At 33.4% G+C, this 26,950-nt stretch carries 31 protein-coding genes; 20 read left to right on the forward strand and 11 right to left on the reverse strand.

The genetic code is table 11. The features are described 5' to 3' along the window. Positions 1-10: 10 nt before the first annotated feature. From map to NST49_RS04215, 4 genes are all read right to left on the reverse strand, one after another. Complete coding sequence (gene map, locus NST49_RS04200; RefSeq protein ID WP_341047225.1) at positions 11-766, reverse strand: type I methionyl aminopeptidase; 756 nt, start codon at positions 764-766, stop codon at positions 11-13. A 435-nt stretch (positions 767-1,201) separates the two neighbouring features. Then, positions 1,202-1,564: a rhodanese-like domain-containing protein gene (locus NST49_RS04205; RefSeq protein ID WP_187948787.1), complete on the reverse strand. Its 363-nt coding sequence runs from the start codon at positions 1,562-1,564 to the stop codon at positions 1,202-1,204. Then, positions 1,551-2,093: a MarR family winged helix-turn-helix transcriptional regulator gene (locus NST49_RS04210; RefSeq protein WP_341047227.1), complete on the reverse strand. Its 543-nt coding sequence runs from the start codon at positions 2,091-2,093 to the stop codon at positions 1,551-1,553. Before NST49_RS04210 ends, NST49_RS04205 begins: the two co-directional genes overlap by 14 nt. Before the next feature lie 492 nt (positions 2,094-2,585). After that, positions 2,586-2,897, reverse strand: a complete 312-nt coding sequence (locus NST49_RS04215) for a hypothetical protein (protein WP_341047229.1) — start codon at positions 2,895-2,897, stop codon at positions 2,586-2,588. Between the two features lie 193 nt (positions 2,898-3,090). On the opposite strand from NST49_RS04215, the gene NST49_RS04220 reads away from it, so the two are divergent. Then, positions 3,091-3,840, forward strand: coding sequence for a sulfite exporter TauE/SafE family protein (locus NST49_RS04220; RefSeq protein ID WP_341047231.1), 750 nt, complete (start codon positions 3,091-3,093; stop codon positions 3,838-3,840). 297 nt (positions 3,841-4,137) lie between these two features. Here NST49_RS04220 and NST49_RS04225 read toward each other — a convergent pair whose 3' ends face one another. Both NST49_RS04225 and NST49_RS04230 read right to left on the reverse strand, forming a co-directional pair. After that, entirely contained in the window at positions 4,138-4,413 is a 276-nt protein-coding gene (locus NST49_RS04225) for a hypothetical protein (protein ID WP_341047233.1), read from the reverse strand. A 342-nt stretch (positions 4,414-4,755) separates the two neighbouring features. Further along, positions 4,756-5,097: a winged helix-turn-helix transcriptional regulator gene (locus NST49_RS04230; RefSeq protein ID WP_023179298.1), complete on the reverse strand. Its 342-nt coding sequence runs from the start codon at positions 5,095-5,097 to the stop codon at positions 4,756-4,758. 128 nt (positions 5,098-5,225) lie between these two features. Between NST49_RS04230 and NST49_RS04235 the strand changes: the two genes are divergently transcribed. From NST49_RS04235 to NST49_RS04295, 13 genes are all read left to right on the forward strand, one after another. Next, positions 5,226-6,341 carry an S-(hydroxymethyl)glutathione dehydrogenase/class III alcohol dehydrogenase gene (locus NST49_RS04235; RefSeq protein WP_341047235.1) on the forward strand — a complete coding sequence of 372 codons (1,116 nt, stop codon included), beginning with the start codon at positions 5,226-5,228 and terminating at the stop codon, positions 6,339-6,341. A 4-nt stretch (positions 6,342-6,345) separates the two neighbouring features. Then, positions 6,346-7,179, forward strand: a complete 834-nt coding sequence (fghA, locus tag NST49_RS04240) for an S-formylglutathione hydrolase (protein WP_023179296.1) — start codon at positions 6,346-6,348, stop codon at positions 7,177-7,179. 371 nt (positions 7,180-7,550) lie between these two features. After that, positions 7,551-8,984 carry a SulP family inorganic anion transporter gene (locus tag NST49_RS04245; RefSeq protein WP_341047237.1) on the forward strand — a complete coding sequence of 478 codons (1,434 nt, stop codon included), beginning with the start codon at positions 7,551-7,553 and terminating at the stop codon, positions 8,982-8,984. A 349-nt stretch (positions 8,985-9,333) separates the two neighbouring features. Further along, on the forward strand, positions 9,334-9,747 hold the full coding sequence (locus NST49_RS04250) for an RrF2 family transcriptional regulator (protein WP_023179294.1): 414 nt from the start codon (positions 9,334-9,336) through the stop codon (positions 9,745-9,747). Between the two features lie 69 nt (positions 9,748-9,816). Then, the gene (locus NST49_RS04255) at positions 9,817-10,710 is read left to right on the forward strand and encodes an NAD(P)/FAD-dependent oxidoreductase (protein ID WP_023179293.1); all 894 of its coding nucleotides are present in this window, start codon (positions 9,817-9,819) and stop codon (positions 10,708-10,710) included. Positions 10,711-10,752: 42 nt separating this feature from the next. After that, positions 10,753-11,361, forward strand: a complete 609-nt coding sequence (locus tag NST49_RS04260; protein WP_251165783.1) for a class I SAM-dependent methyltransferase — start codon at positions 10,753-10,755, stop codon at positions 11,359-11,361. A 436-nt stretch (positions 11,362-11,797) separates the two neighbouring features. Beyond that, positions 11,798-12,025: a hypothetical protein gene (locus NST49_RS04265; RefSeq protein WP_341047241.1), complete on the forward strand. Its 228-nt coding sequence runs from the start codon at positions 11,798-11,800 to the stop codon at positions 12,023-12,025. Then, positions 12,018-12,965 (forward strand): MFS transporter, encoded by a 948-nt coding sequence (locus tag NST49_RS04270; RefSeq protein ID WP_341047243.1) that lies wholly within the window; start codon positions 12,018-12,020, stop codon positions 12,963-12,965. The genes NST49_RS04265 and NST49_RS04270 overlap by 8 nt, the downstream gene beginning before the upstream one ends. Before the next feature lie 276 nt (positions 12,966-13,241). Then, positions 13,242-13,616, forward strand: coding sequence for a hypothetical protein (locus NST49_RS04275; protein ID WP_341047245.1), 375 nt, complete (start codon positions 13,242-13,244; stop codon positions 13,614-13,616). A gap of 415 nt (positions 13,617-14,031) precedes the next feature. Next, on the forward strand, positions 14,032-14,445 hold the full coding sequence (locus NST49_RS04280) for a cupin domain-containing protein (RefSeq protein WP_251165780.1): 414 nt from the start codon (positions 14,032-14,034) through the stop codon (positions 14,443-14,445). 289 nt (positions 14,446-14,734) lie between these two features. Beyond that, entirely contained in the window at positions 14,735-15,382 is a 648-nt protein-coding gene (locus tag NST49_RS04285) for an NADPH-dependent FMN reductase (protein WP_251165779.1), read from the forward strand. Positions 15,383-15,693: 311 nt separating this feature from the next. After that, complete coding sequence (locus tag NST49_RS04290) at positions 15,694-16,860, forward strand: IS256 family transposase (RefSeq protein WP_251165778.1); 1,167 nt, start codon at positions 15,694-15,696, stop codon at positions 16,858-16,860. Positions 16,861-17,128: 268 nt separating this feature from the next. Beyond that, positions 17,129-17,587, forward strand: a complete 459-nt coding sequence (locus NST49_RS04295; RefSeq protein ID WP_251165777.1) for an NUDIX hydrolase — start codon at positions 17,129-17,131, stop codon at positions 17,585-17,587. Between the two features lie 26 nt (positions 17,588-17,613). Here NST49_RS04295 and NST49_RS04300 read toward each other — a convergent pair whose 3' ends face one another. After that, positions 17,614-18,045 (reverse strand): GNAT family N-acetyltransferase, encoded by a 432-nt coding sequence (locus tag NST49_RS04300; protein ID WP_341047248.1) that lies wholly within the window; start codon positions 18,043-18,045, stop codon positions 17,614-17,616. A gap of 130 nt (positions 18,046-18,175) precedes the next feature. On the opposite strand from NST49_RS04300, the gene NST49_RS04305 reads away from it, so the two are divergent. Further along, on the forward strand, positions 18,176-18,790 hold the full coding sequence (locus NST49_RS04305; protein ID WP_251165776.1) for an HAD-IA family hydrolase: 615 nt from the start codon (positions 18,176-18,178) through the stop codon (positions 18,788-18,790). Positions 18,791-18,983: 193 nt separating this feature from the next. Here NST49_RS04305 and NST49_RS04310 read toward each other — a convergent pair whose 3' ends face one another. Then, a complete protein-coding gene (locus tag NST49_RS04310; protein WP_251165775.1) occupies positions 18,984-19,862 on the reverse strand; it encodes a coiled-coil domain-containing protein in 879 nt (292 codons plus the stop codon). A gap of 238 nt (positions 19,863-20,100) precedes the next feature. Here NST49_RS04310 and NST49_RS04315 point away from each other — a divergent pair, with 238 nt between their 5' ends. Continuing rightward, positions 20,101-20,985, forward strand: a complete 885-nt coding sequence (locus NST49_RS04315) for an SDR family oxidoreductase (RefSeq protein WP_251165774.1) — start codon at positions 20,101-20,103, stop codon at positions 20,983-20,985. Positions 20,986-21,078: 93 nt separating this feature from the next. On the opposite strand, the gene NST49_RS04320 is transcribed toward NST49_RS04315, so the two are convergent. Further along, positions 21,079-21,927 (reverse strand): hypothetical protein, encoded by an 849-nt coding sequence (locus NST49_RS04320; protein WP_251165773.1) that lies wholly within the window; start codon positions 21,925-21,927, stop codon positions 21,079-21,081. A 172-nt stretch (positions 21,928-22,099) separates the two neighbouring features. On the opposite strand from NST49_RS04320, the gene NST49_RS04325 reads away from it, so the two are divergent. Further along, complete coding sequence (locus tag NST49_RS04325; protein ID WP_251165772.1) at positions 22,100-22,270, forward strand: hypothetical protein; 171 nt, start codon at positions 22,100-22,102, stop codon at positions 22,268-22,270. Between the two features lie 448 nt (positions 22,271-22,718). On the opposite strand, the gene NST49_RS04330 is transcribed toward NST49_RS04325, so the two are convergent. Next, a complete protein-coding gene (locus NST49_RS04330) occupies positions 22,719-23,270 on the reverse strand; it encodes a GNAT family N-acetyltransferase (RefSeq protein WP_341047250.1) in 552 nt (183 codons plus the stop codon). Between the two features lie 475 nt (positions 23,271-23,745). Then, on the reverse strand, positions 23,746-24,117 hold the full coding sequence (locus NST49_RS04335; protein WP_251165770.1) for an iron chaperone: 372 nt from the start codon (positions 24,115-24,117) through the stop codon (positions 23,746-23,748). Between the two features lie 253 nt (positions 24,118-24,370). Between NST49_RS04335 and NST49_RS04340 the strand changes: the two genes are divergently transcribed. The 3 genes from NST49_RS04340 (at position 24,371) to NST49_RS04350 (ending at position 26,949) form a co-directional block, all read left to right on the forward strand. Then, positions 24,371-24,847, forward strand: coding sequence for a DUF2975 domain-containing protein (locus NST49_RS04340; RefSeq protein WP_251165769.1), 477 nt, complete (start codon positions 24,371-24,373; stop codon positions 24,845-24,847). 15 nt (positions 24,848-24,862) lie between these two features. Beyond that, positions 24,863-25,078, forward strand: coding sequence for a helix-turn-helix domain-containing protein (locus NST49_RS04345; RefSeq protein ID WP_251165768.1), 216 nt, complete (start codon positions 24,863-24,865; stop codon positions 25,076-25,078). A gap of 122 nt (positions 25,079-25,200) precedes the next feature. Further along, positions 25,201-26,949 (forward strand): sensor histidine kinase, encoded by a 1,749-nt coding sequence (locus tag NST49_RS04350; protein WP_341047252.1) that lies wholly within the window; start codon positions 25,201-25,203, stop codon positions 26,947-26,949. Position 26,950: the final 1 nt, after the last annotated feature.

Raw genomic sequence — 26,950 nt, forward strand, 5'->3', positions numbered from 1 at the left:
TCATCTTATTTTATTGATCATTTTGAGAAGTTAGAATACGTGGCCCATTTTTTGTAATTACTAATGTATGTTCGAACTGGCAACTTAGACCTCCGTCTTTTGTTCGAGCGGTCCATCCGTTATCGTCCATTTTTGATTTCCATGATCCAGTGTTTACCATGGGTTCAACAGTGATAACCATACCTTCTTTCAAGCGTAGTCCTTTACCTGGTTGTCCATAGGAAGGAACGTCAGGAGATTCATGTAATGTCGGCCCGACTCCATGACCTAAAAATTCTCGAACTACTGATAAATTTTCACTTTCAACGTAACTTTGGATAGCATGACCGATATCTCCTATACGGTTTCCAACTTTTGCCTGTTCAATACCTTTATACATAGCTTTTAGAGTAACTTCCATTAAATGATCTTTCTCAGGGTTTGATTCTCCAACCACATAACTCCAACAAGAATCTGATAAAGCACCCTTCAAATTAATGACAGTATCAACTTTGATCAAATCTCCATTTTTGAGGACTTCTTTTCTTGGAAAACCATGACAAATCTCATCATTTATACTAATGCATGTTGCATATTCGTAGCCTTCGAATCCAATTTGTTCAGGTATTGCGTCATTATCCAAGATGAATTTATGAGCGAATTCTTCAATATCCCAGCTCGTTATGCCAGGTTTGATAAAGTCGCGTAAAGCGATATGCATGTTTGCTAATATTGTTCCAGATTCATCCATGGCATCAATTTCGCGTTGTGATTTTAATGTAATCAAGTAAGTTCCTCTTTTCTGTATAATTAAATCGATACCTAATAATATAGGTTTTTTTGAAAAATATAAAGGATATGATCAATAATTACTTTAGCTTCTTTATATACTTTTTTTTTACCTTAATAGTTGGTTATAATTCTTAACGAGTTGCTATTTTTGCACTAGTAGAAATAAGGAACAATGATACAGTAGATTACATACACTGAATCGTTGTTCCTTTTGAATTGACTAGCCTTAAAAGATGGTCTGAGGAAAAGTAAAATTAGAGGTGTACTGAAATAGTAGTCTAGATAGATGGATTACAGTTATTACCATAGTGATTATATATTATTCAAAATAATTACTAATTTTAGCACTTATTTTATATAAGATAACAACAAGATAAAATAAACAGGGAAAAAGCTCACTTGAATTTTAAGTGAGCTGACCTACTACAAATTAAATTTCTTCTAGAGGAAGGTTCATACCTTTCCATCCTTCAAGTGCTCCAGCTAATTCGTATGCTTCAAAACCAGCAGATAACAGTAGAAGAAGTGCTTCTTTTCCTAATATCGTTCCACCTGTCCAATCATACACAACATACGTTTTACTTTTATCTAATGTATCTAATTGACTCTCTAAGTCTTTAGCTGGAATTTCGATTGATCCTAAAATTTTGTCTTTTTTTATTTCTGGAGGAGCGTTTCGAACATCTAATAGAATGTATGGAGAGTTTTCTTCTTGCTGAGATTTTAATACTTTATGATGACTGATATAAAGACTTAGAAAAGTTTTTAATAATTCTATTTTACTTGTTTGCATTACTATCCAGCTCCATTTCATTTTGCATTTTCTTAGTACCTAGTTTTATCTTGTTTAACAATGAGACAAGTTCTTCTTGTTCTGTCGTATTCAATGTTGACATGATTAAGGATACAGCACGATAATTTTCAGGAAGAAATTTCTCTATTAACTCTTTTCCTTCACGAGTGAGCTGAACTATCACAGACCTCTTATCAAGCGAAGAAGACTGTTTTATTATCCAACTATTTCTTTCTAATCCGTTAATGACTTTAGTAACAGTTGCACGAGTAGATCCTAATTTTTTAGACAAATCTGAAGGCAGCAGTTGATGATTAGGCTCTTGGTAAAGAAACATAAGAATAATAAACTTCGTCTCTGTTAAACCATAACGCTCAAATAAATGATCATACTGTTTCTGCATTTCTCTATAAGTCCATTGAATATCTAAAAATAAAGTAACAAAGGAGGCATTTGCCTCCGGGAAGCTTTTTTTAAGTGTTTCTATTCGCTCTTTAGTAGGTCTATCAACAAAACTATATTCTACCAAGATGTTTCCTCCCTTAAAGTGATTAGCTGGCTAACTAATTTAATTTTACTATACTATTTTTAAGTTGTCAATTAGAAATCTTATCAATCTGTAGGGCAAATGTTATATGATTTGTAACAAATATAACTCAATGATTTATTCATAAAAAACTATTTTTTGTTTCTCTTCTTCAGATATAACTTTACCACCTACTTTTTTATTGAGTAATTCGTATTATTTTGTCAACACAACTTTTTAGTAGACTTTTTTAGATGTTTTTTGAAATGATTCCTTCTTACATAACTTTGTCAGGAATCTTTTAAAAGTCTTTTTTTGCTGAATGTAATGTTATAGAAAAATAAGAAGCATATATTAAAAATAGCGGTAGGGGTGACCTGGCTATTCAATAAAAAACTTCGAAATCTTCCTAATAGTGAGACCATTAGTTATAAAGATTTTAATATACCTAAGGAATTAATAGATTTATAACTAACTAAAAATAACTATATATTACTAATTTTCATCCATTTTGTCATAAATTTCATAAGCAAAGTATCCAAATAACAAGCCTACTGCAGATCCCAAACTTATCGTAGATAGTATGGAAGTTGAGAAAATTATGCTAAGAAGTATAGCAACAATACAACCAAGTATCATTCCAAATGGTATTAAACTATCTAATAAACTTTGAGCACTTTTTGATTTTTTCTTACCTAGAGTACCTCTAGTATATTTGGATTTCATTCTCGTAACTACAAAGACTACGATTCCACCTACTAGTACAATAGGCAGCAAGATGTTTGCAATTTCTAAAGCCGAGTTCATATTGGGAATCTCCTTTTTTTTTCTTTTTAGTGTAACACATACATAAAATTAGATGAAATCATGTATTATAAAATAAAAAATTGGGATATAAGTCTCTTCCTTGTAAAATAATGTGTATCTGATAGAGTAGAAAGATATGAAATTAGTTAGAATTAAGGTTAAAAAGAGTGGTTTGAAAAAGGAGTTTTTTGTAATGAGTGTTACGCTTATTTTACTAGTAGTAGGTATTGTTTTTCTAGGTTCATTAATGCGTGCAGTATTTGGATTTGGGGACTCAATTATTAGTATGCCTTTATTAGCTTTGCTGCCGATTAGTTTATCTACATCTATTTCGTTAATTGGTTTAGTCGGATTCACTGTTGCAGTATTAACGGTTCTCTCAGGTTGGAAAAATATTGATCGACCTGTCTTAAAAATACTTTCCGTTGCTACGTTGTTTGGTATCCCTGTTGGTTTATTATTGGTTAAGTTTGCGCCTAACGCAGTAATTACTTATGGCTTAGGAATTTTTCTAGTGGTTTATGGTATTTATTCATTAATTAAACCTAGATTATTTCAATCAAAGTCACGTCTATGGTTAAATAAGCCTATTTGGTCTGTTCCTTTTGGGTTTGCTGCTGGGATGTTTGGAAGTGCTTATAATATGAACGGGGTGCCAATTGTTGTTTATGGTACATTGCGCGATTGGAAACCAGAAATATTTAGAAAGACACTACAAGCCCATTTTTTGGTGTCTAGTTCATTAATTATTATTGGTCAGTTTATGGGAGGGTTTTGGTCTAAAGAATTATTTGTGTTATATGGATTTTCTCTTCCTGCAATTGGAGTAGCCATGTTATTAGGAACATTCATCCATGGACGGATACCAAGTTATAAATTTGAGCGTTATGTCTTTGTCGTTGTTATCCTTTTAGGCATTATGTTGTTGGTCAACCCTCATTAAAAATTAGCTATCGAAACCAATTTATTTTTTAGCAACAAAAGATGGCGCATATTTACCTACACATTAAGTTTTGTAAAATGAATAACTAAAAGTAACCGTATAATTTATTAACGGTTACTTTTTTATGTCGATTCTGCTGTATCCATAGATGAATATTGATTAGTAAGTTAAAAAAATATACTGTCCGTGATTAAAATCATTATTTAATGAGAGAGTAGGGTACTTTATCTGAAATTTTATATTTCTAATAAGTACGTAAGGCAACAATGACCATTAAAGACGGTTATAATTTAATTATTAAGAAAAATCATAAGTTCGACCTTCAAATTGTATAAAATTTAAATTTTTTAGCTCAAAAGTACGATTACCTATCGTTATAGGTTCATCTGAATCGTCCTCATATAATTTATCTAATAACTGAAATGACTTTATTATCTCTGATTTTGAGGCGAAAAATTCAATATCTGGTTTTCCATAATATTTTACGATCACTGGCCATAAATAATCTTGAATATCTTCGTTATATTCTGAAAAATCGATAATTGGTGGAGCAGGTAGTTTTTCGTTATCCATATAGACTTACCTCCTTTGTTAGTATAGTTATTTAAGTAATATTTTAGCATATACTCCAATAAAAATCTGATAATGATTAATCAGATAAAAAGATAAGAACCTATATAAAAGGGGATAGTAAGTATCATCAGAAAAAGCTTTATTTGATAAATGAAGTTATCTAATTTCATTTAATAATAAGAAAATAGGATTGTTCCTTTCACATTTCTCATTATGTCTGATAGTGTTAAAGTAAGAAAGGTGAGCGTCTTGTTTTGTATGTGAGTATACTAATGAGAATCTTAGAACGTAGCAGTGAAAAATAACCCAATATTTTATTAAAACACGTACTAAATGATAGTCTTAATTCGAGTTTAAAGACTGCTGAAAAAGATCTCCCCAATCACAAATGGTCGTTACAACTGGCTCTAGACTTAAACCAATATCGGTTAATATATAATCAACTTTGGGAGGTACTACCGGATAAATGGTTCGGTGAATAATTTTATCTTCTTCCAGTTCTCTTAATTGCCGAATTAACGTTCTCTGGTTGATATCTGGAAACTGTCTCTGCAATTCACTCAGACGTAAGGGAGATTCATGCAGTAATGCCCAAATAATAGCAATTTTCCAGCGCCCGCCAATAACAGAGAGAGCTAGATCTTTACTTGTATAAAATTCTTTATCTTTATAAGTGATCAACATAATCAACTTCTTTCTCAATAATTAGTTTAAAAATTCATAGTGACAAAAATATCAGTATTAACTTTGTAATCATTGTACAATACAATAGGTTTACTAGAAAGAACAGTTTAAAAGAGAGAAGGAAAAGTATGAAAAGCAAAGCAGCAGTCGCATTTGGCCCGAATGAGCCACTTAAAATCGTTGAAATTGATGTAGAAGAACCAAAAGAAAATGAAGTATTAGTAAAAATATTGTACACATCTGTCTGTCATACAGATGCATTTACTTTATCAGGAGAAGATCCAGAAGGAATTTTCCCAGCTGTTTTAGGACATGAAGGAGCAGGCATAGTTGTATCCGTAGGTAAAGGAGTAACATCTGTAAAATCAGGGGATCATGTCATTCCTTTATATACACCAGAATGTGGAAAATGTGAGTTCTGTCTTTCTGGTAAAACCAATTTATGTAGTGCGGTTCGAGAAACTCAAGGAAAAGGATTAATGCCTGACGGAACGACAAGATTTTCATATAAGGGAGAACCTATCTATCACTATATGGGAACAAGTACATTCAGTGAATATACGGTAGTCAATGAAATTAATTTAGTAAAAGTTGATGAAGATGCTCCTTTAGACAAAGTTTGTTTGTTTGGTTGTGGAGTCACTACTGGTCTTGGAGCTGTTAAACATACTGCAAAAGTCGAAGAAGGTGCTGTCACAGCAGTATTTGGATTAGGAGCAATTGGTTTAGCGGTTATTCAAGGATTAAAGAAAGCAAATGCAAAACGTATTATTGCTGTAGATTTAAATCCTGATAAATGGGAATTAGCTAAACAAATGGGAGCGACTGATTTTGTTAATCCCGCTGATTATGATCGACCAATTCAAGAAGTTATTGTAGAAATGACAAATGGTGGTGTAGATTACAGTTTTGAATGTATTGGTAACGTTGAAGTAATGAAATCTGCCCTTGAAGCCTGTCATAAAGGATGGGGAGAAAGTATTATCATCGGTGTAGCCGGTGCAGGGAAAGAAATCCACACACGTCCATTCCAATTAGTAACTGGCCGTGTATGGCGCGGGTCAGCATTTGGCGGAGTAAAAGGGCGCACAGAGTTGCCAGGAATGGTTCAAGATTTTATGGATGGTGAAATTGATTTAGATTCGTTTATTACGCATCACTTAGCATTCAAAGATATTAACGAAGCGTTTGATTTATTGCACAAAGGTGAATCAATCCGCACTATTTTAACGTATGAGGAGTGATTAAATGGTTGTCGAACAACTTGAAATGCATCTCTCTTTTCAAGGAGAGCAACGTAAATACCATCATTTTTCCAAAGTGTTAAATTGTGATATGGTGTTTAGCCTTTATTTGCCGCCATCATTTGAAGAAAAGGAACTATCGCTTATTTGGTGGTTATCTGGATTGACATGTACAGATGATAATTTTAGTCAAAAAAGCGGCTTTCAAAAAGCTGCTGCAGATCAGACAGTAGCCGTGATTATTCCAGATACCTCTCCAAGGGGAGACAAGGTACCTGATGATGAAGGATGGGACTTAGGAAAAGGTGCAAGCTTCTACCTAAACGCAACACAAGATCCTTGGGTTGAAAATTATCAAATGTACACTTATTTAACAGAAGAATTACCCCAAATAGTTTATAGTCTGATCCCACATTTCTCGGGAAAAGAAAGTATCATGGGACATTCAATGGGTGGACATGGAGCGATCATGATGGGTTTGAAAGAACGGGATCGTTTTGCTTCAATTTCAGCATTCGCTCCTATTTTAAATCCCTCACAGGTACCATGGGGACAAAAAGCATTCACAGCCTATTTAGGTTCAGATGAATCTTCATGGCAAGAATGGGATTCAACAAGTTTGATAGAACAAACTGAAAAAGTTCCTCCTATTCTAATTACTCAAGGCATGTCCGATAATTTTTATGAAGTACAATTGCAAGAAAAAGAATTTTTAAAAGCTGCAGGTGATAAACCGGTCTTTTACCGGTCGGAAAAAGGATACGATCATAGTTACTTTACAATCGCGACATTTATAGAAGAACATATACAATTTCATGTGAATGAATTGAAAAAATAATGAACGGACTTAGAGATTTCTATTAAGTATAAATCTAACACAAGTTAACGAAACAATAGCAAACACCTTCGAGATGGTATATTCAAGACAATACTAAATCGAAGGTGTTTTTGAATGCAAAAAAATATGTAATAGTAAATTTAATTAGACTAATCCTGTTAAAAAAGCCATTAACTCATATTGTTTTTCTTCAGGTGAGCATTTAATTTGTTCTGCTAGTGTCTTTGCTGCCGTACTGTTTAATTTTCGTGGATTCTGAATTCTGTTACTTATATCCAATTTGTTCTAAATATAAATTTTTATTTATTCATCTATATGTTAATATAATTTGATGTGAGTTTTTTTAAAAGTATTTGAAAAGGAAGGTATTCATGCAAAAGTATAAAAATGAATGGTTTGGTAATATCAAAGGAGATATTCTAGCGGGAATTGTCGTTTGTTTAGCTTTATTCCCCGAAGTCATCGGCTTCATGCTGGTTGCTGGTGTGGAACCCATTGTTGGAGTCTATGCCACATTCTTCATTACGGCTACTGCCGCATTCTTTGGAGGTCGAACAGGGCTGATTTCAGCAGCTGCAGGATCAGTTGCCTTAGTGTTGGCGAATTTAGTTGCTGAGTACGGTGTAGAGTATCTTTTTGCTGCGACTATTTTAGCCGGAATCATACAAGTTGTGTTAGGTTTATTTAAAATAGGGAAATTAATGCGCTATATTCCCAAGCCTGTTATGCTTGGATTTGTGAATGGTTTAGGAATTATGATGTTCTTGTCTCAACTAGATCATTTCAAAGGCGGACCCATCTTACTAGTACTTGGGATTATTGGGATTGCTATTATCTTTTTGGCTCCCAAGCTAACGAAAAAAATTCCTGCACCCATTATCTCAATTATAGTGGTTACGGCTCTTGTGTTAGGGTTTGATCTTAATGCACAACTGTTAGGTGATTTAGGGACTATTTCAAGTGACTTGCCTAAGTTTGGTATTCCAAGTGTGCCAATGAATTTAGAAACATTAAAAATTATTTTACCAACTTCACTTTCTGTAGCCATAGTCGGTTTAGTAGAATCCTTATTGACAGCACAATTAGTGGATGAATTAACAAACGAACCAAGTGATAAAAATCGTGAGTCTATGAGTCAAGGAATCGGAAATGTGTTGTCTGGTTTCTTTGGTGGTATTGCTGGTTGTGGGATGATCGGTCAAACCATCATCAACCTTAATTATGGCGGAATCGGTCGTTTAGCGACTTTCTTGTCTGGTTTCTTCATGTTAATGTCTGTAGTATTATTTAATAAAGTAGTAGTGCAAATTCCTATAATTGCTTTGGCGGCGGTAATGGTAGTCGTAGCCTATGAAACCATTGACTGGAGATCCGTTAAACGATTAAATGTCATGCCCAAAAATGAAAGTTTTGTTATGATTTTAACCGTTGGAATTGTTTTAGTTACACATAATTTAGCCTATGGTGTAGTTGCCGGGACTCTAGTAAGTGCTATTTTTGCAGCATTTACAATGACACATTTCCAGGTAGAAAAAGGCACAGCACAAGATGAGTATCACTACAAGGCACATGGACATCTTTACTTCGCCTCTGCTGAAAAGTTCTTAGATTTTTTTGTACAAGACTTTGATCATGAAGGAGAATTAATTATCGATGTCAGCGCGATGACTTTATGGGATTCAACGGCTGTTGAAGCTGTTGATAAATTAATCAGTAAAAATAAAGATTCTAATGTGACCTTTATCAACGCTAATAAACAAAGCAAAGATTTATTCAAGAAAAATACTACGCATAATAATGAATAAAATTAGAAATCAGGCCTCTATAAAGAGGTCTTTTTTTACATAGTTAACTAATTTAAACATATATTTACTGAATAATAATAATTTTAATGAATTCGAGTTAATATGATGAGCGATTACTAAATAAAATTTATAAACAAGTTTTGCATCATATTTGCTAAAAGAATATGAGTGTTTTTTTGAGGATGATATATGGAATTGCTTGAAAACGTATATCAGAGACCTAGTCTTAAAAGGTTCTTTTATGAATGTTTCTATTTATCATAAAAAAATTAATGTATTGACTTTAAATCAGATTTACCTTATATTCAATTAAAGACAAAACCAATCTATAATTAGAAGGAAGAGCAATATGAAATACTCAAAAGCTACAAACTATGCTTTGCATTCTATGGTTCATTTAGCAATGGAATCTAATAATGAAGCAGTAAGGGTAGAAGATCTAGCTAAACACCAAAGATTATCGGCTACTTATTTATCAAAAATACTAACAAAATTATCAAAAGCTGGATTGATTACATCAACTCCTGGAGTGAAAGGCGGATATCGTTTATTACTTTCGCCAGAAAAGTGTACATTTCTTGATATTATTCAAGCGATAGAAGGGCACGAATCACTACTAAACTGTACGATGTCTCATGATGGCAAGTGGAATAGAGATTGCTTGATTGAACGTGCAGTCGCAGATGCAGAAGATAAGATGAAAGATGAACTTGCACATAAGACGATTGCAGGTATTTTAAATCAAATGCAAGAAAGAAACTAGTATTTAGCTAATTTTTATTTCAATTACAGATATTATAGGTCTTTAATAGAGGTTATAGGAGGAGAAAAAATGATTGATGTTGTTGTAATCGGTGGAGGTCCTGCGGGAATGAGTGCTGCTTTAGTAGCCGGAAGAGGTAGAAAGCAAGTGCTGCTTATTGATGAAGAAAAGCCAAGAAATGCTGTGACGCATGAATCTCATGCATTCTTAACTAGAGACGGTATCAAGCCGGAAGTTTTCAGAGAAAAGGGCAGAAGGGATTTACTTAAATACCCAACAATTTCTATAAAAAAAAGCAAAATTCTATCCATTGAAAAACCGTTGGAAGACTCATTTGAATTAACTGCCGAGTCAGGTGAAATAATCAATACCAAAAGTGTCGTCTTAGCTACAGGAGTAACAGAGACGCTTCCAAATGTTAAAGGAATTGAAAACTATTATGGAAGCAGTATTTTCTCTTGTCCTTTCTGTGATGGATGGGAGATGAAAGATAGACCCCTGATACTCATAACAGAATCAGTTCAGGCTTTACATGTTATTAAATTATTGAAAAATTGGACGGATGATCTTATTGTAGCAACTAACGGAAATAGAATCTTTGATGCCGACCAGAAGAGACTTTTGGAAACAAATAATATTCGCCTGATAGAAGAAATGATTGTTGAATTAAAAGGCACAGACGGAGAACTTCAGAGCATTGTCTTCGAAAGTGGAGAAGAAATCAAAAGATCAGGAGGATTCTGTACTACAGTACTGGATAATAAACTTCCATTCATTGAGCAATTAGGCATAGAAGTCAACGAAGCAGGATTTATTATCGCTGATGTCATGGGACATACGAACATAAAGGGGATTTATGCTGCAGGAGAAATAACAGGACCCTCTCAATTGATTGTTTCTGCCAGTCAAGGTCATATGGTGGGTATAGGAATTATAGCCGATTCTTGTGAAGAAGCTTTTTAGAGTATATAAATAGATTCATAAAAAAAGAACGGAGTGAAAGCAATGGGACATATAAATCAATTTAATCAGTTGGCAGCAAAGTATGATACACCAAAGAATAGGTATATGGCTAAACGTGCTGCTGATGCTATACGTAATTTGTTAGATGAAAGTCATAAAAAGACAGCTATCGATTTTGGTTGCGGTACAGGGCTTGTGGGACTAGACTTGCTAGAGGATTTTGAATCTATGCTATTTGTAGATGCATCTACAAAAATGATTGAACAGGTAGAGAAGAAACTAGCAGATAGAGATACAAAAAAAGCAACCGTACTGTGCCTTGATATTGAAAAAGACGCTCAGCTTCCCTACAAAGTGGATACAATCATACTATCTCTAGTATTGCATCATATTCCAGATAGTTACCATCTATTATCAAAACTTTATGATACATTAAATGAAGGTGGACAATTGCTAATTATTGAAATGGAAAAACAAGAAAAAGGTTCAAACCACCATGAACACGGAATTGACAGATCAGTATTAGCAACTACTTTATCAGGACTAGGTTACCAGCATATCCAGTCAGATATCTTTTATGATGCAAAAAAGGAGAGCGATGGACAAGAAGCATCAAGATTTGTTCTAAGCGCCAGAAAGAACTTAAACTAATAATATAAGACCAATCGTTAAACAGAATAGTATAGAAACAGGCTTCCTAAGAATTGATTCTTTTAGGAGACCTGTTTTTTATTAATACAAATCAAAAAAAACAATTGGTCTAAAAATGAGTTTGATAGGTTGAATTTTAATATTTTAACAATTTTTTAAATGTAAGACACATGCTATGTATGTACCAGAAAGAAATTGACTGATTTTTTTTGTATCGGTGTCTAATAAATGATTCCATGTTATGATAAACAAAATCATGTGCTGTTTTTATTAGAGGAGAAAGCTTTAAACTAGCTCCAACGTCCAATCATTAAGAATACAATGAAACAGCGAAAACTGATTAAAAGTTAGATTGGGATTTTAATGGATATATAAGATAATTATCAAGAGAGTTCCTATAGGACAATAAAGATAATTAATAAAAATGGAGGAAATCATGCGCAATATAATTTTTATATTTATTATTTACATTACCTATATCAGTTTAGGATTACCAGACTCTCTTTTAGGAGTAGCTTGGCCTGATATGGTAGGAGAGTTTCATGTTACATATAGTGCGGTTGGAATTATTTCAATGGCGATTGCAGTTTGTACTGTTATTTCTAGTTTACAGACGATACGAATCACTCAAAAAAAAAGGAACAGGAAAATTAGTATTGAGTAGTATTTTGCTCACGGCGATGGGATTGATAGGGTTTGCGTTCACAAAGAATTTCTTTTTATTAATCGTTGCAGCGCTACCTTTAGGTTTTGGAGCTGGGGCTATTGACACTTCTGTAAATAACTACGTATCTTCTAATTTGAAAGCACATCATATGAATTGGTTGCATGCCTTCTGGGGAGTGGGAGCAACGTTAGGACCAATAATTATGGGAGTTGTTTTAGACAACCACTTTTCTTGGAGAAATGGTTATTTGATTATTGGTAGCATCCAATTAATATTAGCTTTTATTTTATTGTTTTCTCTTCCACTTTGGAAGCAAAACGAACAAAAAGTAGCTATAGAACCTGATAAAAGTAAACTATCTTTTGGAGCATTATTAAAACAGAAGGGAGTTATGTGGTCTCTATTATCGTTCTTGTTTTATGTTGGTATAGAAGGAACTATTTTTTTATGGGGGAGTAGTTATTTAGTCGAAGTAAAGTCAGTAACTGCAGCAAGCGCTAGTTTTATTCTATCTTTGTTTTTTGCAAGCATAACGTTAGGAAGAATTATCTCAGGATTTGTTACTTTTTGGCTATCTAACCCTAAATTACTATTGCTGAGTGAAAGCATACTTCTTATAGGTATTTGTACGGTTGCTATTGGAAGAGGTAGTATCTTATACATTGGATTTATACTTATTGGACTCGGCTGTGCAGCGATTTTCCCTACTATGATGCATGAAACACCTGAAAGATTTGGAGCAAGAAACTCGGGAGCAATTATTGGATTTCAAGTAGCTTTTGGTTATGTTGGAGTTACTATACTACCTCCATTATTAGGAATACTGTTTCAACGTGTCAGTATGAATCTATTCCCACTATTTTTAGTTGGTTTTGTCCTCATACTTATTGTAGTAACCCTCCTTATTGAGAAGGGTAAAACTATAGAACCATTATAAGTAGTAAAACCTTTCTAAAGGATGATTAACTACTTAACATAAGGTTTAAATACTAGTTTAAGATGTTCGAAGTTATTATCCAAATGAGTGAAAAAAGCACAAAAATTATATTGAGTTCAATGATTTGTCCTGTAATGCTATAATTACGTAAATCTTTATTTTCATTATAAATAAGTGAGAGAGCGCTTTCGATTTTGGTAGACTAAAAATAAATATAACCTTATATTAAGTTAGTCATTCAGTAAATGGGTAGATAAAATAAAAGGAGTGTTTAAAATGAGCGATCGGGATAAGCAGTATCGATACAATCAAAAGAGCAACATCTCAAGTTCTTTATATGCAAGATTCAACGTCGGACAAAATGCAGATAAAAATTCATCAGATGGGGCTAAGCCTCTTCACACCGGTGGAAGTATGAATAACGAAGATGAAAAGGTGAGTGACAACAGCTCGTTTAGTCATACATTATTATTTTATATTATTGGACTTTTGATGTCTGCGTTTATTGGATTTGTTTTTTTTAAGCTGTTTCAAGATTATTTTTATGGTGAAGGATTAAATCAAATGCTTCCTTCATTGGTCTTATTCTTGGGATCATTATCTCTCGGTTTTTTTACTTCAATGATTATTCTTAAAAAATTAAAGCTGTAGTTAATTTCTATAAAAAACGCTAAGAAGGGGGACACATTATGAAAAAACAATCTTCCCTCGGTTATCTAACGTTATTTTTTTATTAACAGGTTGTTCAACACTATCTGAAACTGAAGCTGAAAAAATAGTTATTGAAGAATATAGCAACCATCTAGGTGAAGCAACTATTTTATCTACAGAAAAAAAGGGTAATGATTACTATATTGAATGGGAAAATAAAAATAACAAGTCCCATGGAGAATGTAAAATTTCATCGGATGGAAAAGAAACCATTATTGAAGCTGAAATTGAGTAAATTCGTTTTAAATTAAGACACTCAAAGATGACTTTTTAAATTGAAAGCGCTACAATAAATATGAAATATTCTGTAACTGTTGTACTATACTATTTTAAGTCGGTTAGGAGGAAAGCAGCAATGGATTATAAAGATTATGGCAAGAAGCCATACATGTTAAATATTGAAGAGACTACTAATCAAAACGACAATTTCCGTACAACGATATGGACTGGCGACAAACTGCAATTAACGGTCATGTCCATACAACCCAATGATGAAGCTGGATTAGAAGTTCACAAATATAGTGACCAATTTATTCGTATTGAAGAGGGACAAGGTATTTGCCAAATGGGATCAACCAAGGATAATCTGAATTTCGAAAGGGCGATCACAAAGAATGATGCAGTAGTTGTTCCAGCAAATATGTGGCACAACATTATTAACACTGGTGGTAAGTCCATGAAACTATATACGATTTATTCAAGTCCAGAACACAAACAAGGAACGATTCATCGCTTACGAGAAGATGCAACAAGAAATATTGACGACTAATAATAAGATTTCAACACAAAAAAAGTCAGTTAAACGTCCACTAATCGTTTAGCTGACTTTTTTGCGATGAAAAATATCAAATTGATTTTTCAGATTATTTTTTAATAAGATCTGTTGATAAGGCGCAAAATAATCGGGGTTTACTTATTTTTTGTAAAAACCTTTAATTAATAATAATTAGACTTGAAATAAATTTTGGTCTGTGGCATACTAATACATGTACTTACAAAATGTAAGTGTTAATTGATGGGTGACCTTCAATTAATGAATCAGTAATGGAGGGCACGCATTGGCTAACAAATCGGTATTTACTCGAATGAGAGAAGCTTTATTCGGAAAAACAGAACAAACAACACGAGAAGAAAAGGGGACGAACAATATGAAAATCGGTATTATCTCAGGAAGCGTACGTGAAGGAAGAAATTCAGCAGCAGTAACAGAATGGATCCACGAATTTGCAGTAAACAGAAATGATGAAGGTGTCGAGTATGAAATGGTTGCTTTAGCAGATTACGATTTACCATTGTTAGGTGCTAAACTTTCTGAAGAACGTCAAGCAACAGCTGGCACAGCTATTCAAGCATGGTCTGAAAAAATGGCTTCATTTGACGGATATGTGTTTATCACTCCAGAATACAACCATGCAGTAGGGGGAGCATTGAAAAATGCGACCGACTTCTTAAAAGTAGAAGTAGCGAACAAAGCAGCAGCATTAGTTGGATACGGCAGTTTAGGTGGCGCACGTGCTCACGAAAATATGCGTGTGATCTTAGGAGAATTGAGTGTTGCTTCTGTACACACAACAACAAACTTCTCATTAATGACGGACTTTGAAAACATGAGTGTTTTCAAACCAAATGAGTACAATAAAGTAAATGCACAAGGCATGTTTGATGACTTGTTGTTATGGACTAAGGCTTTAAACACAATTAGATAAGACTAAAAAAATGAATCCTATTCTATACCCGTTTTGGGAGTAGAATAGGATTTTTTTGTATTTCTCTTAAAATTAGGTAAACATAAAATAACTCTTCTTAAAGCCATGTTTGTTTTATTTAATGATAACTTACTTTTTCAAAAACTAAAATTTTATTTATCCATTTACTAAAGAAAGAATTACTTATTGCTAAGAATAGAGCAAAGAATAGATAAAGTCCATATAATTGTGTAAAAGCAAAAAGGCCATATGAATGCCTCTTTACGGTACAATGTTTTTAACCACTAAAAACATACCCAGGAGGCAATCATATGACCCAAGTACATTTTACACTGGAAACAGAAGATATTCAAAGTTTAATTGACCAGTCGGTCAAAGATAATGCGGCTAAACAGATTCTACAAACTGTATTTAATCAGTTGATGGACGAGCAGCGAACAGATTATATTCAAGCCACAAACTATGAACGATCAGACGATCGAAGAAGCCAACGCAACGGCTATTATGAAGGAGAATTAACGACTCGTATTGGCTCTCTTGAGTTGAAAGTTCCCCGAACACGCGACGGTGAATTTGCACCGACTGTATTTGAGCGGTATCAACGCAATGAGAAGGCTTTGTTAGCCTCTATGTTAGAGATGTATATTTCTGGTGTCTCTACACGTAAAGTCTCTCAAATCGTTGAGGAACTATGCGGTAAATCAGTCTCTAAATCCTTTGTCTCCAGTTTAACTGCCCAGTTAGACCCTATGGTCTCTGAATGGCAAAATCGTTCTCTATCAGACAGGTCTTTCCCTTATGTTATGACAGATGTTATCTACATCAAAATCAGAGAGAATCATCGTGTCGTATCTAAAAGCTGCCATATAGCGATTGGCATATCAGAAGATGGAGAGCGTGAGATTATTGGCTTTATGATTCAAGATGAAGAAAGTGACGAAACTTGGTCTCTCTTCTTCGACTACCTCAAAACCAGAGGGTTAAGTGAAGTGGAAATGGTCATTTCTGATGCCCACAAAGGCTTAGTCAAAGCAATCAAGAAGTCATTTACAAACGCTTCATGGCAACGATGCCAGGTTCACTTTATGCGTAATATCCTCAATTGTATCCCTAAGAAAGATTCAAAACCTTTCAGAGAAGAAGTCAAAGCACTCTTCAAATTTACAGATATTGAAACGGCTCGCAAGGCTAAAAATACTATAGTAAGTGCCTATAGCGAACAATCAAAATACCATAAAGCCTGTGAAAAACTAGATGAAGGATTCGAAGATGCCTTTCAATACGCCGTTGTCGGTAAAGGTCAATCTAGATTAAAAAGCACGAATCTTCTTGAACGGTTAAATGAAGAAGTCAGACGCAGAGAAAAAGTTATCCGAATCTTTCCGAATCACGCCTCTGCCAATCGTTTAATCGGTGCAGTTCTTATTGACCGTCACGAAGACTGGCTAAGCTCTACCAGAAAATATATTCAATTCTAACCTATAGGTTAAAGCTTTAAAACAGTGTACTGTATTTTACACAATTTTATGGACTTGACTCCATTATTAATCATTTTAATCCTCATTTTGGATTCGAAGGCTTTTCAAAAATAAAAGCATTGATGCCTTGGATCGTGAAAATTACGTTTGAACATCAGAATTTTATAAAAATGGAGTCCATTGATGTATTTAAAAATAATGAAATCACACCTATTAATTTGGAGAAATCGGAACTGGTTAATAAATAGATAATATAAGGAAGTGCTAGATGGACTATATACGTTGGATCAGAAGTTATGTTGGCAATCAAGAAATTATCTTGAATTTTTCAGGTGGAATCTTGACCAATCAAAATAATGAAATTTTATTGCAGTTACGAAGTGACAAAAAATTGTGGGGTTTACCGGGAGGAGCTATTGAGAAAGGGGAGTCTGTTGAACGCGCTGCAATTAGAGAAGTTTTAGAAGAAACGGGAGTACAAGTCAAAATTACAGCGCTATTAGGTATTTATTCTAATTACTTTGATACTTATCCAAATGGAGATAAAGCCCAAACAATTACAACCATGTTTATTTTTGAAACTATTGAAGGCAGCATATCTATCCACAATGCTGAAACGTTAGATTTACGATTCTTTTCTAGAGATAACTTGCCAGAAATTGCTAATCAACAGCATGAAGATGCAATAAGAGATTATTTTTCAGGGGAGATAGGATTTTATCGGTAGTTCACGGACACGATTTTGGGTTGTAATCAAGAAATGATTTTTAGAAATCTCTTTTGAAACTTATCACTAGTATAGCCAATAGACTCATAAAATTTATGAGCTCCTAACCTAGTTTCTCCAGAATTTAATCGTACACCAATTAGACCAAGTTCACTGGCTACGAATTCAATTTTCTGCATTAATTGTTTTCCAAGGCCTTTTTTTTGATGCTTTTGATCAACTGCTAGAGCCAATACATTCAACATGGGTTCAGAATACAGTGATTCATATAATTCTGCATGAACATATCCTGCAACTAGACCGTTCTCTTCAGCAACGAAAAAGAAGTGGTGATTAACATCAGCTAATAATTTTACCATTTGTTTTTTAGTAATTTCTATAGAGATATCATATCCTAGAGGTGTTGCATTTATTAATCTGATGGCTTCAGCATCCGTCATCTTCATGTCTCGAATCATAAGCATCCTCTTTTCATAAATAATAATTAACTGCATTTTATCATAGTGTAATCACTATGAGTATTCTAAATATATTTTTTTAAAGATAACTTTATAAAAAAACAACTATTGATTTGGAGTGAATTTAAGTATGTTTAAACATGTGATTTGGGATTTTGATGGAACACTTTTTGATACTTACCCAGTAATGGCAAAAATTTTTAAAGACTTACTGGAAAAAGAAAGTATAGAAGAACCAATAGATGAAATAGTAAAAAAAATGCAAGTATCTATGGCTTTTACTTTAAATTACTATAAAAAGAAATATAATATAAGTAGTGATTTTATAAATGAATACCAAATCCAACGAAAAATTAAAGAACTTACATTAGCCAAACCGTTCGCTGAAATTGAAGATATTTGCAACTATATCCATTCAACTAATAGAAAAAATTATTTGTATACTCATAGAGGAGAATCATCGGTAACATTGTTGAGGAGCCATGGTTTGTATGATTATTTCTCTGACTTCATTACATTAGAGCATGGTTTTGAAAGAAAACCAATCCCAGATGCACTTAATTACCTGATAGATAAGCACTCCATCCATCGTGATGAAGCAATTATGATTGGGGATCGAGAGTTAGATCTATTAGCTGCAAAAAATGCAGGAATCAGTGCTTGTTACTTTAACGAAAATAGTGAAGAAAATGATAATTCTGATTATATAATTGATAACTTTAAACAATTGTATGCTATTTTGTAAAGCGTATCCGTTTGATAAAAACTAACCATATGGCACGCAAACTCTTTTTGAGAACGATAAGGATGAAAAATATTATTTATATAGTAGGTAAGAACACAATATTTTACTAGATGGATAAAATTAAAAAACGTATTTACTTGTTAGAAAATAATCTAAAAGTAAATACGTTTTTTAGTTAGCCTGTTGCTTTATTTTAAAACAAAGTTTCTGATTCTTTGATTTGTTTTTCGAGCTCTTGTCTGTTTAGTTCAAGTTTGCCTTGTAAGTCGACGATTGATTTGCCGAGCGTTTCAAGCATATCAATATTGCGGCCAATTTTTGCTTTTGTATCCCAATCTGAAAAGAGATTATCAAAGAAAATATCGAAAGTCTTACCCATGCCGCTAAATTTTTCGTAGCTAAGATAAGTATCTAAAGAAAGGTCTTTTAGTTCTTTGGTATAATTTTCTAATAGTTGTTCTAATCGGCTCATTTTTGCTTCAGCTTTATTAATTTTATCGTATTTCATCATATCAAACATAAGGCTGCTGTCTGTAAACATATCCCAGGTTGAAAAAGAATCAGCGGAATCTAAATCCTCTAGAGCATCATCAATTCCTTCCAATACTTTTTCTCCAGCAGCAGATGCTTCATCTAATTCAATTAATTCTTGTTTTAACTGAGCCCGTTTTATTTCTTCGTCAGTAATTTTTTCACGGAAATGAGTATCTTGACGGTATAAAATGTCTTTTAATTGTTTGATTTGAGCGGTATTTTGCTCAACAGCTGATTGAATAGCGGCTAAATCTTCTCTAGCTTCAAGCAATAAAGCTAAAGATAAATCTAATTCCATTTTAGCAGTAAGCTGTTCCTGCATTTCTTTGTCTAATTTTTTATCATAATTTCCAACCATACGTTTTAAAAAAGTGGACAAGGATTCCGCTTGTAACTTTTCGACATCTTCACTTTCTTTATCAAAAGTTTCCTTTGCTAGTTCGTAGCGTTCATTATTTTCTTCGTATCTTATTTTGGCAGAGGTTTCTTTTTTTAACAGAGTCTTTAATTTTGCTTGTAAATCTTCGTATTCTCCCATTATTGAACCCACTCTCTATGTATAATTTCTTTGAACTAATCAGGTATTCATTAAATCTATTATGTCTTAAAAAACGAAGAACCTCAATAGTCAAAAATGAGTTTTATTATCTTTAATTTAAACTTTTTGGAAAGTAGAATTGTGAGAATCAACGCATATTAGTGGAAAATGATTTCTGTGAACCGTTATACTTCTTATAAGTTAACCAATCTATTAAATCTTTTAGGAGGAATAGTATATGGTACAAGAAACGTATTTGATTACAGGTGCAGGAACAGGATTTGGAAAAGGTATTGCTTTAGGCTTGGCGGAACAAGGAAAAAAAGTTATCGCAGGGGTCGAAACAATGTCAGAAGTGTCTGCTCTTGTAAAAGAAGCAAAAGAAAAAGAAATTGAGATACAAGTTGAGAAATTGGACGTAACTGATCCAGCAGATAGAGAAAGAGCATGGACATGGGATGTTGATGTATTATTGAATAACGCCGGAATTTCAGAAGGTGGATCTTTAGTAGATATACCAGAAGAACGATTGCGTAATCAATTTGAAGTAAATGTATTCGGACCAATCTTATTGACTCAGAAGATAGCCAAAGCAATGATTAAGAAACAAAGAGGGAAAATCGTGTTTATGTCTTCTGTTTCTGGTCTGATGGCAGATCCTTTATCAGGACCTTATGGCGGATCAAAATTTACATTGGAAGCATTTGCCGAGTCTTTAAGTAAAGAACTTCAGGAATTCAATGTACAAGTGTCAACCATTAATCCCGGACCTTACTTGACGGGCTTCAATGACCGCGAGTTTGAAGCTTGGAGAACTTGGAGAGATAATCCAGAAGAACGCATTTTCGACTATACACAGTTGGCATTCCCTTATGAACAATTTGATCCTGAAGAGCTCATCAAAGAGGCTATTGAAGTAATGACTGGCGCAACGAACGACTATCGTAATGTTATTCCTAAAGCAATGGAATCAATGATTAAAAAGAGACAAAAAGAACTGTGGGATAAAAAGACCGATGAAAATCTTGGAGAAAGACATGAAATGGTTCAAAAATCGATTGATATTGAACCAGCTACAACTCCTACAAAAGGCATCGTGAATAAAATAAAAGATAAACTATAAGAAAAAAAAAAGAATTGTCTCTGTGAGGCAATTCTTTTTTTATTTTTCCAAATTTAGACGAGTTTGTTTTTGATAAAGATAAAGGTTTAAACTTTATGATAGATTCATTGAAACGGTCATTTCTAAGGCTTCTAATGGAACTCTAGTAGTTCTCAGTTGGTAAACTATGTTGCTGTCTTGCCAACGAATATCTACATTAACTTCTTCTCCGCCTTGTGGGTATTGTATATAAACGACACCTTGACCATCAGGAGCTGGAAGATAATGATCTTCTAAATAATCTACTATTTTTTTTGCAATTCCAGGATTATCCATTTGATCTTCACTAACAGAACTGATAGAAAACAGCCAGTTTCCTTCTTCCCAGCTAAAGTATTGTGTCCCAGCAGCGCCCTCGCCATAGCCGGTAATACCATAGCCCAAATCTGAACCGCCTTCCTCATAGGGGCTTATGGATTTTCCATTTGAGAAGGTATCCATTTCTTCACTTGCTAAATCGGAATTTTCATAAATTGTTCCAGTAACTTCAGCTAATTCTCCTTGGTCATCCGTATAACTAACGGTATAGTTATCTACTTCATTTGTTATTATATCGGCTGTAACTGAAGAGGATTCAGTGGTTGGAAAAGCTGTTGGCAATAAGACATGATCAGGATTCATTTTCAATTCAGAAGATACTCCAACGGTTTGGTGTGAAGGCGTTTCTTGGCTTTCTTCATTAACAGAAGAAGAGCTGGTTGCTTCTTCGCTACTTGAACTACTACTTGCTTCAGAAGCAGCTGAACTGCTTTCATTGCTAGTTGTGTCCATGCTTTGCGTTTCTTCTGACTCATCATTGTCAGATGATGACGTGTCGCCTGTATCTCCATTATTTGAACATCCTACCAATACTGTACCACATAGCCCCATTATTAAAAATTGGGGAATTTTCTTTTTTTTCATAAAAAGGCCTCCTTAATAGGTTATATTAAGGATAACGCTTTCTTTTTTTGAGGTAAACTAAATAGACTTATAAATACGACAAATCCAACGGGTAATTTCAACAAATTATATGATTATATAGATACCGTATGTTATAAATAAACTAATAAATATAACATTAGGGAGGAATTTTATGGTTTTTTCAGATGTTCTTTTTCAACTTTATAGTGTATTAATTATTGCATTTTGGCCGGTAGTTTTGATATTCGTTGTTTATGCAGTATTGAAATTCATGAAATTAACTAAAGAGCAAAATAAGTATTTAAGTGAGATTAGTGAAGAGCTAAAAAAACAAAATGAATAAACATCCTAATTAGAAATAATTGACTAAGATGTTACATATAGAATGGAAGAAAAACACTTAATGTCAAAAGAAATTAAGTGTTTTTTCATGTTAAGTAGTATAGGTCATAGCAAAGACCGTTATAACTTAACTAATACTTTTAAAAATAATTGAACGGATCAAACATTTCAAAGAAAAAGTACAAAAAAGTGTCTCTGTACGACTCTTTGAACGATAGTTTATATCTAACTGTTTTATATGTTGCAACTATTAAAGCTATTAATGTACATAACATGGAATAAAAAATAAAGAATATTAATATAATGAATAGTATTTCTTTTAGTTTATTCATTTGAATACTCCGCTCTTTCAAAGGTTAGTAGATTTAAATCATTGAAACAATTAAACAGATACCGACAAAAATAATAAATAAATAAACTACTAATACCCTCTTGAACTACTTGGATTTTTAGAGCTTAAATTCAGATTTCAAAAGGGAATATTTGTTCATATCGCGTAAATCACCATACATAATGATATCTTCTTTATCTGTTCCAACTAAAGAAAATCCGCTTTTTATCGCCACTGCGTTACTGCCTATATTTTCAGTATCAGCAACAATAGTTAGTTTATTTAATCCCATTTCTTCGAAAGCTATTTGGCATACTTTTTTTACAGATTTAGTTGTTATTCCTTTTTTTGCTTGAGAAGAATGAATCCAATAGCCTATTTCTGCCTTTTTATTGCGAGAATCAATAAAATGTAAATCAATAGAACCAACTAATTTATCTTCATAGGAAATTAAAAATAGTCTATCCGTTCCTTTTACTTGACCTGATAATTTCATGTTTATGTACTTGATCTCATCAGTTGGTTCCTTGGTTACGTCGACAAAGTCAAGGAATTGTCTGATGTGTTCTCTATCACTATCCACCAAATCAAAAAGCGTGGATGCCATGTCTACAGTAGGTTGTACAAGTGATAATTTTGAATCTATTGGCAAATGAAAATAATGTTTCATAGAAATTCTCCTTTACTAAATAAAATTGCTGTAAAAAAATCAAAAATAGTTAAAAGCAGTGTGATGCTGTTTAGTATACATCAGTTGTTCTTTTTTTTGTAATTAACATAAGAAAACCAGCATCCTAATAAAACAAAAAATAGTAAGAATAGATTATCTATTGCAGGTGAAAATCTAAAGTTAGTACTTAGAATAACTGCCAGAAAAACTAGTAATAGCGTAACTATAAGTTGTTTTCTAGTTCTCATATTCCTTCTCCTTCTCCTTAGCATTACTTTAGAATAATTTTTTTGAATGTGTCAAACGTTGTATAGACTGAAAAAATCAGTACCAGTATTATCGTGATCCATTCTTTAATATCAGATATAGATAGGGTTAAATTGTGTGAAAAAACAATAAAATATAACAGAAAACCACTATCTAAAAGAACAGTACCAATTACTTGTAATCGATTATTTTTTTCATTGAAAACTCCTTATTTTCGCCAAAAAGTTGAACAATCTGCTTTATCTAAAATATTAAATTCGATTATTTTTTCAAGTAATGAGAAATCTATCGGGCTGTTCCACTGGATACGGAAAATTTCCTTAGTGGGATTATAGCCAGCTTGTACAATTTCATTAGAAAATTGACGGATTCCTGCTTTTTCAGGCGCAACAGACATATGATTTTTGGATACGCTAAAGCCAATAATAAATGTATCGTGATCGGTAAACATGGGCTGATTCCATGCAACTCTTGGTTTCAATTTTGGAAAGGTCTTTGCTACCCAAGTTAGTACTTCTTCTGTTCGTTCCCGCTGTTGTATATTATCAATGTTTGCTAAATAGTCTGAAAAGATGTCCATGTAATCCCTCCTGAAATTAAGGTAGTCGCTCTGAGAAAGTGATCGATCCTATTAGTAAATAAACTTTTTGAGTAATTCTTGTTTCAACTATATATTTTACAACCTTGTTAGTCAAATAACTTTATGGAACAAATTGTTAATGTGCCTGATTTTTTGATAATAATATAAGTTTATCTTAAAATGATATGTATTTATTGATATTCGATAAAAAACAAGCTAATATTTATATATAATAAGTGAGGAGGTTATTTTTATGAAACGAGGAACAACATTATTTTTGAAGTTAGCCGTTCTTTTTATTGGTCTTCCGATTATTGCATTGTGTATATTCGGATTGATTTGGTTAATAAGTAATCCGGCAAATCCAGATTATGACCAAGTACTCTATCCCATCATAATTGGTACGTATATATCTACTATCCCTTTTTTCATTGCTCTGTATCAGGCATTTAAATTGTTAAGCTATATTGACAAGAACCAAGCGTTCTCTGATCTATCTGTTAAAGCGCTAAAAAAGATTAAATTTTGTGCTTTGATAATCAGTGGTTTATATGTGGTAATTCTACCATTTGTTTTTGGTTTAGCACAAATAGATGATGCCCCAGGGCTTGTCTTAGTCGGAATGGTTCCTATTTTTGCATCATTGGTTATCGCAGTCTTTGCTGCTGTTCTTCAAAGACTTTTGCAAGATGCTATTGAGATAAAAAAGGAAAATGATTTAATAGTCTAATCTGAGGTGAATAATATGGCAATTATAATCAATATTGATGTAATGTTGGCTAAAAGAAAAATGAGCGTAACCGAACTTTCCCAAAAGGTTGGAATTACAATGGCTAATCTTTCGATATTGAAAAATGGAAAGGCAAAAGCGATCCGTTTTTCAACTTTAGAGGCGATTTGCAAAGCATTAGACTGTCAACCTGGAGACATTTTAGAATACAAAAATAATAATGCTCAATAAAATAGATAGAAAAATGAACAAATAGAGCTCTGCGTCAATTGATGGTGGAGCTCTATTTATTTGTGTGCATAACGGGTTTTTGTAAGGTAAACTAAAGACATCAAACTTTAGGAAGTGAAAAGATGTTCAACTTATTTATTTTAATGCTTGAACGTGGCGGATTGATTATTATTTTGGCATATATTTTAATGAATATTCCTTATTTTAAAAATCTTTTAGGAAATCGAAGAAGAGCAAGTACGATGGTTCAGCTGATTGTAGTATTCGGAATATTTGCTATTATTTCTAATTTTACCGGTATAGAAATTGACGGAAATCAAATTATGATCGATCAACCATTTACTGATTTAGCCACCCATTCTTCGCTGGCTAATACACGTGTATTGACGATTGGTGTTTCAGGATTGATAGGAGGACCGATTATCGGTGTGAGTGTGGGCATTATTTCAGGAGCGATTCGCTATTTTCAAGGCGGAATGGACGCTTATATTTATGTGATTTCTTCTATTTTAGTTGGATTATTTTCCGGGTTATATGGCTTGAAATCTATTCGGAAAAACACTTATCCAAAAATTGGAGAAGGTCTCGCCATTGGAGCAGCGATGGAAGCCGTTCAAATGGTCTGTATTATTTTATTGAGTACTCATTTTCAAGAATCATTAGCTCTAGTGCAGTTTATTATTTTGCCAATGATATTGACGAATAGTATTGGAACAGGGATTTTCTTATCCATTATTGATTCAACGCTACGACAGGAAGAACAGACAAGAGCCATCCAAACACATGATGTTTTCCAATTAGCCAATGAAACGATGCCTTATTTTCGTTCTGGCATGAATGAGGAATCTTGCACACAAGCAGCAAAAATCATTCAAAAGCTGATTAAAGTTTCGGCTGTCAGCATAACCAATCAAGATAGTATTTTGGCACATGTTGGCGCAGCTAGTGACCATCATTTTCCGTCAAAAAAAATAGTGACCAACTTATCTAAAGAAGTTTTGCGAACGGGAGAAATCAAAGAAGCACATTCCCATGAAGAAATCGGGTGCAATCATCCTGGCTGCCCATTAGAAGCAGCAATCGTTATTCCGTTAAAGTCAAAGGAAAAAACGATTGGAACGTTAAAGTTGTATTTCACGGACGCCTCAAAACTGACCTTTGTTGAAAGACAATTGGCTGAAGGTTTGGCCACTATATTTTCCAGCCAAATTGAACTTGGCGAAATGGAATTACAAAGTCAGCTCTTACAAGATGCAGAAATCAAATCGTTGCAAGCTCAAGTAAATCCGCATTTTTTCTTTAATACTATTAATACAATTTCTGCGCTGATCCGTGTAGATAGCGAAAAAGCTCGTGAAATGTTGTTGCAACTGAGTACTTTTTTTCGATCAAATTTACAAGGAGCCAGAACGAATGTGATCCCTTTAGAAAAAGAACTCCTTCAAGTGGAAGCTTATATGAACTTGGAACAAGCGCGTTTTCCAGACCGTTATCAAGTCGAATTGGACATAGAAGATGGATTAAAGGATATCTTGTTGCCTCCGTTTGTGATTCAGATTTTGGTAGAAAATGCCTTTAAACATGCATTTAAAAACCGAAAAGTGGATAATCTAGTCCAAGTAACGGTCAATAAGATGAATCAGGACATTCTCGTAAGTGTAAAAGATAATGGATATGGGATAGAAGAGGATAGGATGGGAAAATTAGGCAAAGAAAATGTTCCATCTGAAAAAGGAACCGGCTCAGCTTTAGAGAATTTAAATAAGCGCCTGATCAGTTTATTTGGAGAAAACGCTCAATTGAACTTCGAGTCTTCAAAACAAGGAACCGTTGTTTTTTGTAAGATACCTTATCAAGGAAAGGATGAATAAG

The organism is Carnobacterium sp. FSL W8-0810, assembly GCF_038007125.1.
Taxonomy (GTDB): domain Bacteria; phylum Bacillota; class Bacilli; order Lactobacillales; family Carnobacteriaceae; genus Carnobacterium_B; species Carnobacterium_B inhibens.

Coding starts and splice junctions, on each gene's coding strand:
- NST49_RS04250 (WP_023179294.1), top strand. CDS start 9,334: ATGAAATACTCAAAAGCTACAAACTATGCTTTGCATTCTATGGTTCAT.
- NST49_RS04235 (WP_341047235.1), top strand. CDS start 5,226: ATGAAAAGCAAAGCAGCAGTCGCATTTGGCCCGAATGAGCCACTTAAA.
- NST49_RS04220 (WP_341047231.1), top strand. CDS start 3,091: ATGAGTGTTACGCTTATTTTACTAGTAGTAGGTATTGTTTTTCTAGGT.
- NST49_RS04335 (WP_251165770.1), bottom strand. CDS start 24,117: ATGGACATCTTTTCAGACTATTTAGCAAACATTGATAATATACAACAG.
- NST49_RS04205 (WP_187948787.1), bottom strand. CDS start 1,564: ATGCAAACAAGTAAAATAGAATTATTAAAAACTTTTCTAAGTCTTTAT.
- NST49_RS04305 (WP_251165776.1), top strand. CDS start 18,176: ATGTTTAAACATGTGATTTGGGATTTTGATGGAACACTTTTTGATACT.
- NST49_RS04320 (WP_251165773.1), bottom strand. CDS start 21,927: ATGAAAAAAAAGAAAATTCCCCAATTTTTAATAATGGGGCTATGTGGT.
- NST49_RS04330 (WP_341047250.1), bottom strand. CDS start 23,270: ATGAAACATTATTTTCATTTGCCAATAGATTCAAAATTATCACTTGTA.
- NST49_RS04340 (WP_251165769.1), top strand. CDS start 24,371: ATGAAACGAGGAACAACATTATTTTTGAAGTTAGCCGTTCTTTTTATT.
- NST49_RS04345 (WP_251165768.1), top strand. CDS start 24,863: ATGGCAATTATAATCAATATTGATGTAATGTTGGCTAAAAGAAAAATG.
- fghA (WP_023179296.1), top strand. CDS start 6,346: ATGGTTGTCGAACAACTTGAAATGCATCTCTCTTTTCAAGGAGAGCAA.
- NST49_RS04295 (WP_251165777.1), top strand. CDS start 17,129: ATGGACTATATACGTTGGATCAGAAGTTATGTTGGCAATCAAGAAATT.
- NST49_RS04215 (WP_341047229.1), bottom strand. CDS start 2,897: ATGAACTCGGCTTTAGAAATTGCAAACATCTTGCTGCCTATTGTACTA.
- NST49_RS04350 (WP_341047252.1), top strand. CDS start 25,201: ATGTTCAACTTATTTATTTTAATGCTTGAACGTGGCGGATTGATTATT.
- NST49_RS04265 (WP_341047241.1), top strand. CDS start 11,798: ATGCGCAATATAATTTTTATATTTATTATTTACATTACCTATATCAGT.
- NST49_RS04260 (WP_251165783.1), top strand. CDS start 10,753: ATGGGACATATAAATCAATTTAATCAGTTGGCAGCAAAGTATGATACA.
- NST49_RS04280 (WP_251165780.1), top strand. CDS start 14,032: ATGGATTATAAAGATTATGGCAAGAAGCCATACATGTTAAATATTGAA.
- NST49_RS04275 (WP_341047245.1), top strand. CDS start 13,242: ATGAGCGATCGGGATAAGCAGTATCGATACAATCAAAAGAGCAACATC.
- NST49_RS04225 (WP_341047233.1), bottom strand. CDS start 4,413: ATGGATAACGAAAAACTACCTGCTCCACCAATTATCGATTTTTCAGAA.
- NST49_RS04310 (WP_251165775.1), bottom strand. CDS start 19,862: ATGGGAGAATACGAAGATTTACAAGCAAAATTAAAGACTCTGTTAAAA.
- NST49_RS04315 (WP_251165774.1), top strand. CDS start 20,101: ATGGTACAAGAAACGTATTTGATTACAGGTGCAGGAACAGGATTTGGA.
- NST49_RS04300 (WP_341047248.1), bottom strand. CDS start 18,045: ATGATTCGAGACATGAAGATGACGGATGCTGAAGCCATCAGATTAATA.
- NST49_RS04255 (WP_023179293.1), top strand. CDS start 9,817: ATGATTGATGTTGTTGTAATCGGTGGAGGTCCTGCGGGAATGAGTGCT.
- NST49_RS04290 (WP_251165778.1), top strand. CDS start 15,694: ATGACCCAAGTACATTTTACACTGGAAACAGAAGATATTCAAAGTTTA.
- NST49_RS04325 (WP_251165772.1), top strand. CDS start 22,100: ATGGTTTTTTCAGATGTTCTTTTTCAACTTTATAGTGTATTAATTATT.
- NST49_RS04245 (WP_341047237.1), top strand. CDS start 7,551: ATGCAAAAGTATAAAAATGAATGGTTTGGTAATATCAAAGGAGATATT.
- NST49_RS04230 (WP_023179298.1), bottom strand. CDS start 5,097: ATGTTGATCACTTATAAAGATAAAGAATTTTATACAAGTAAAGATCTA.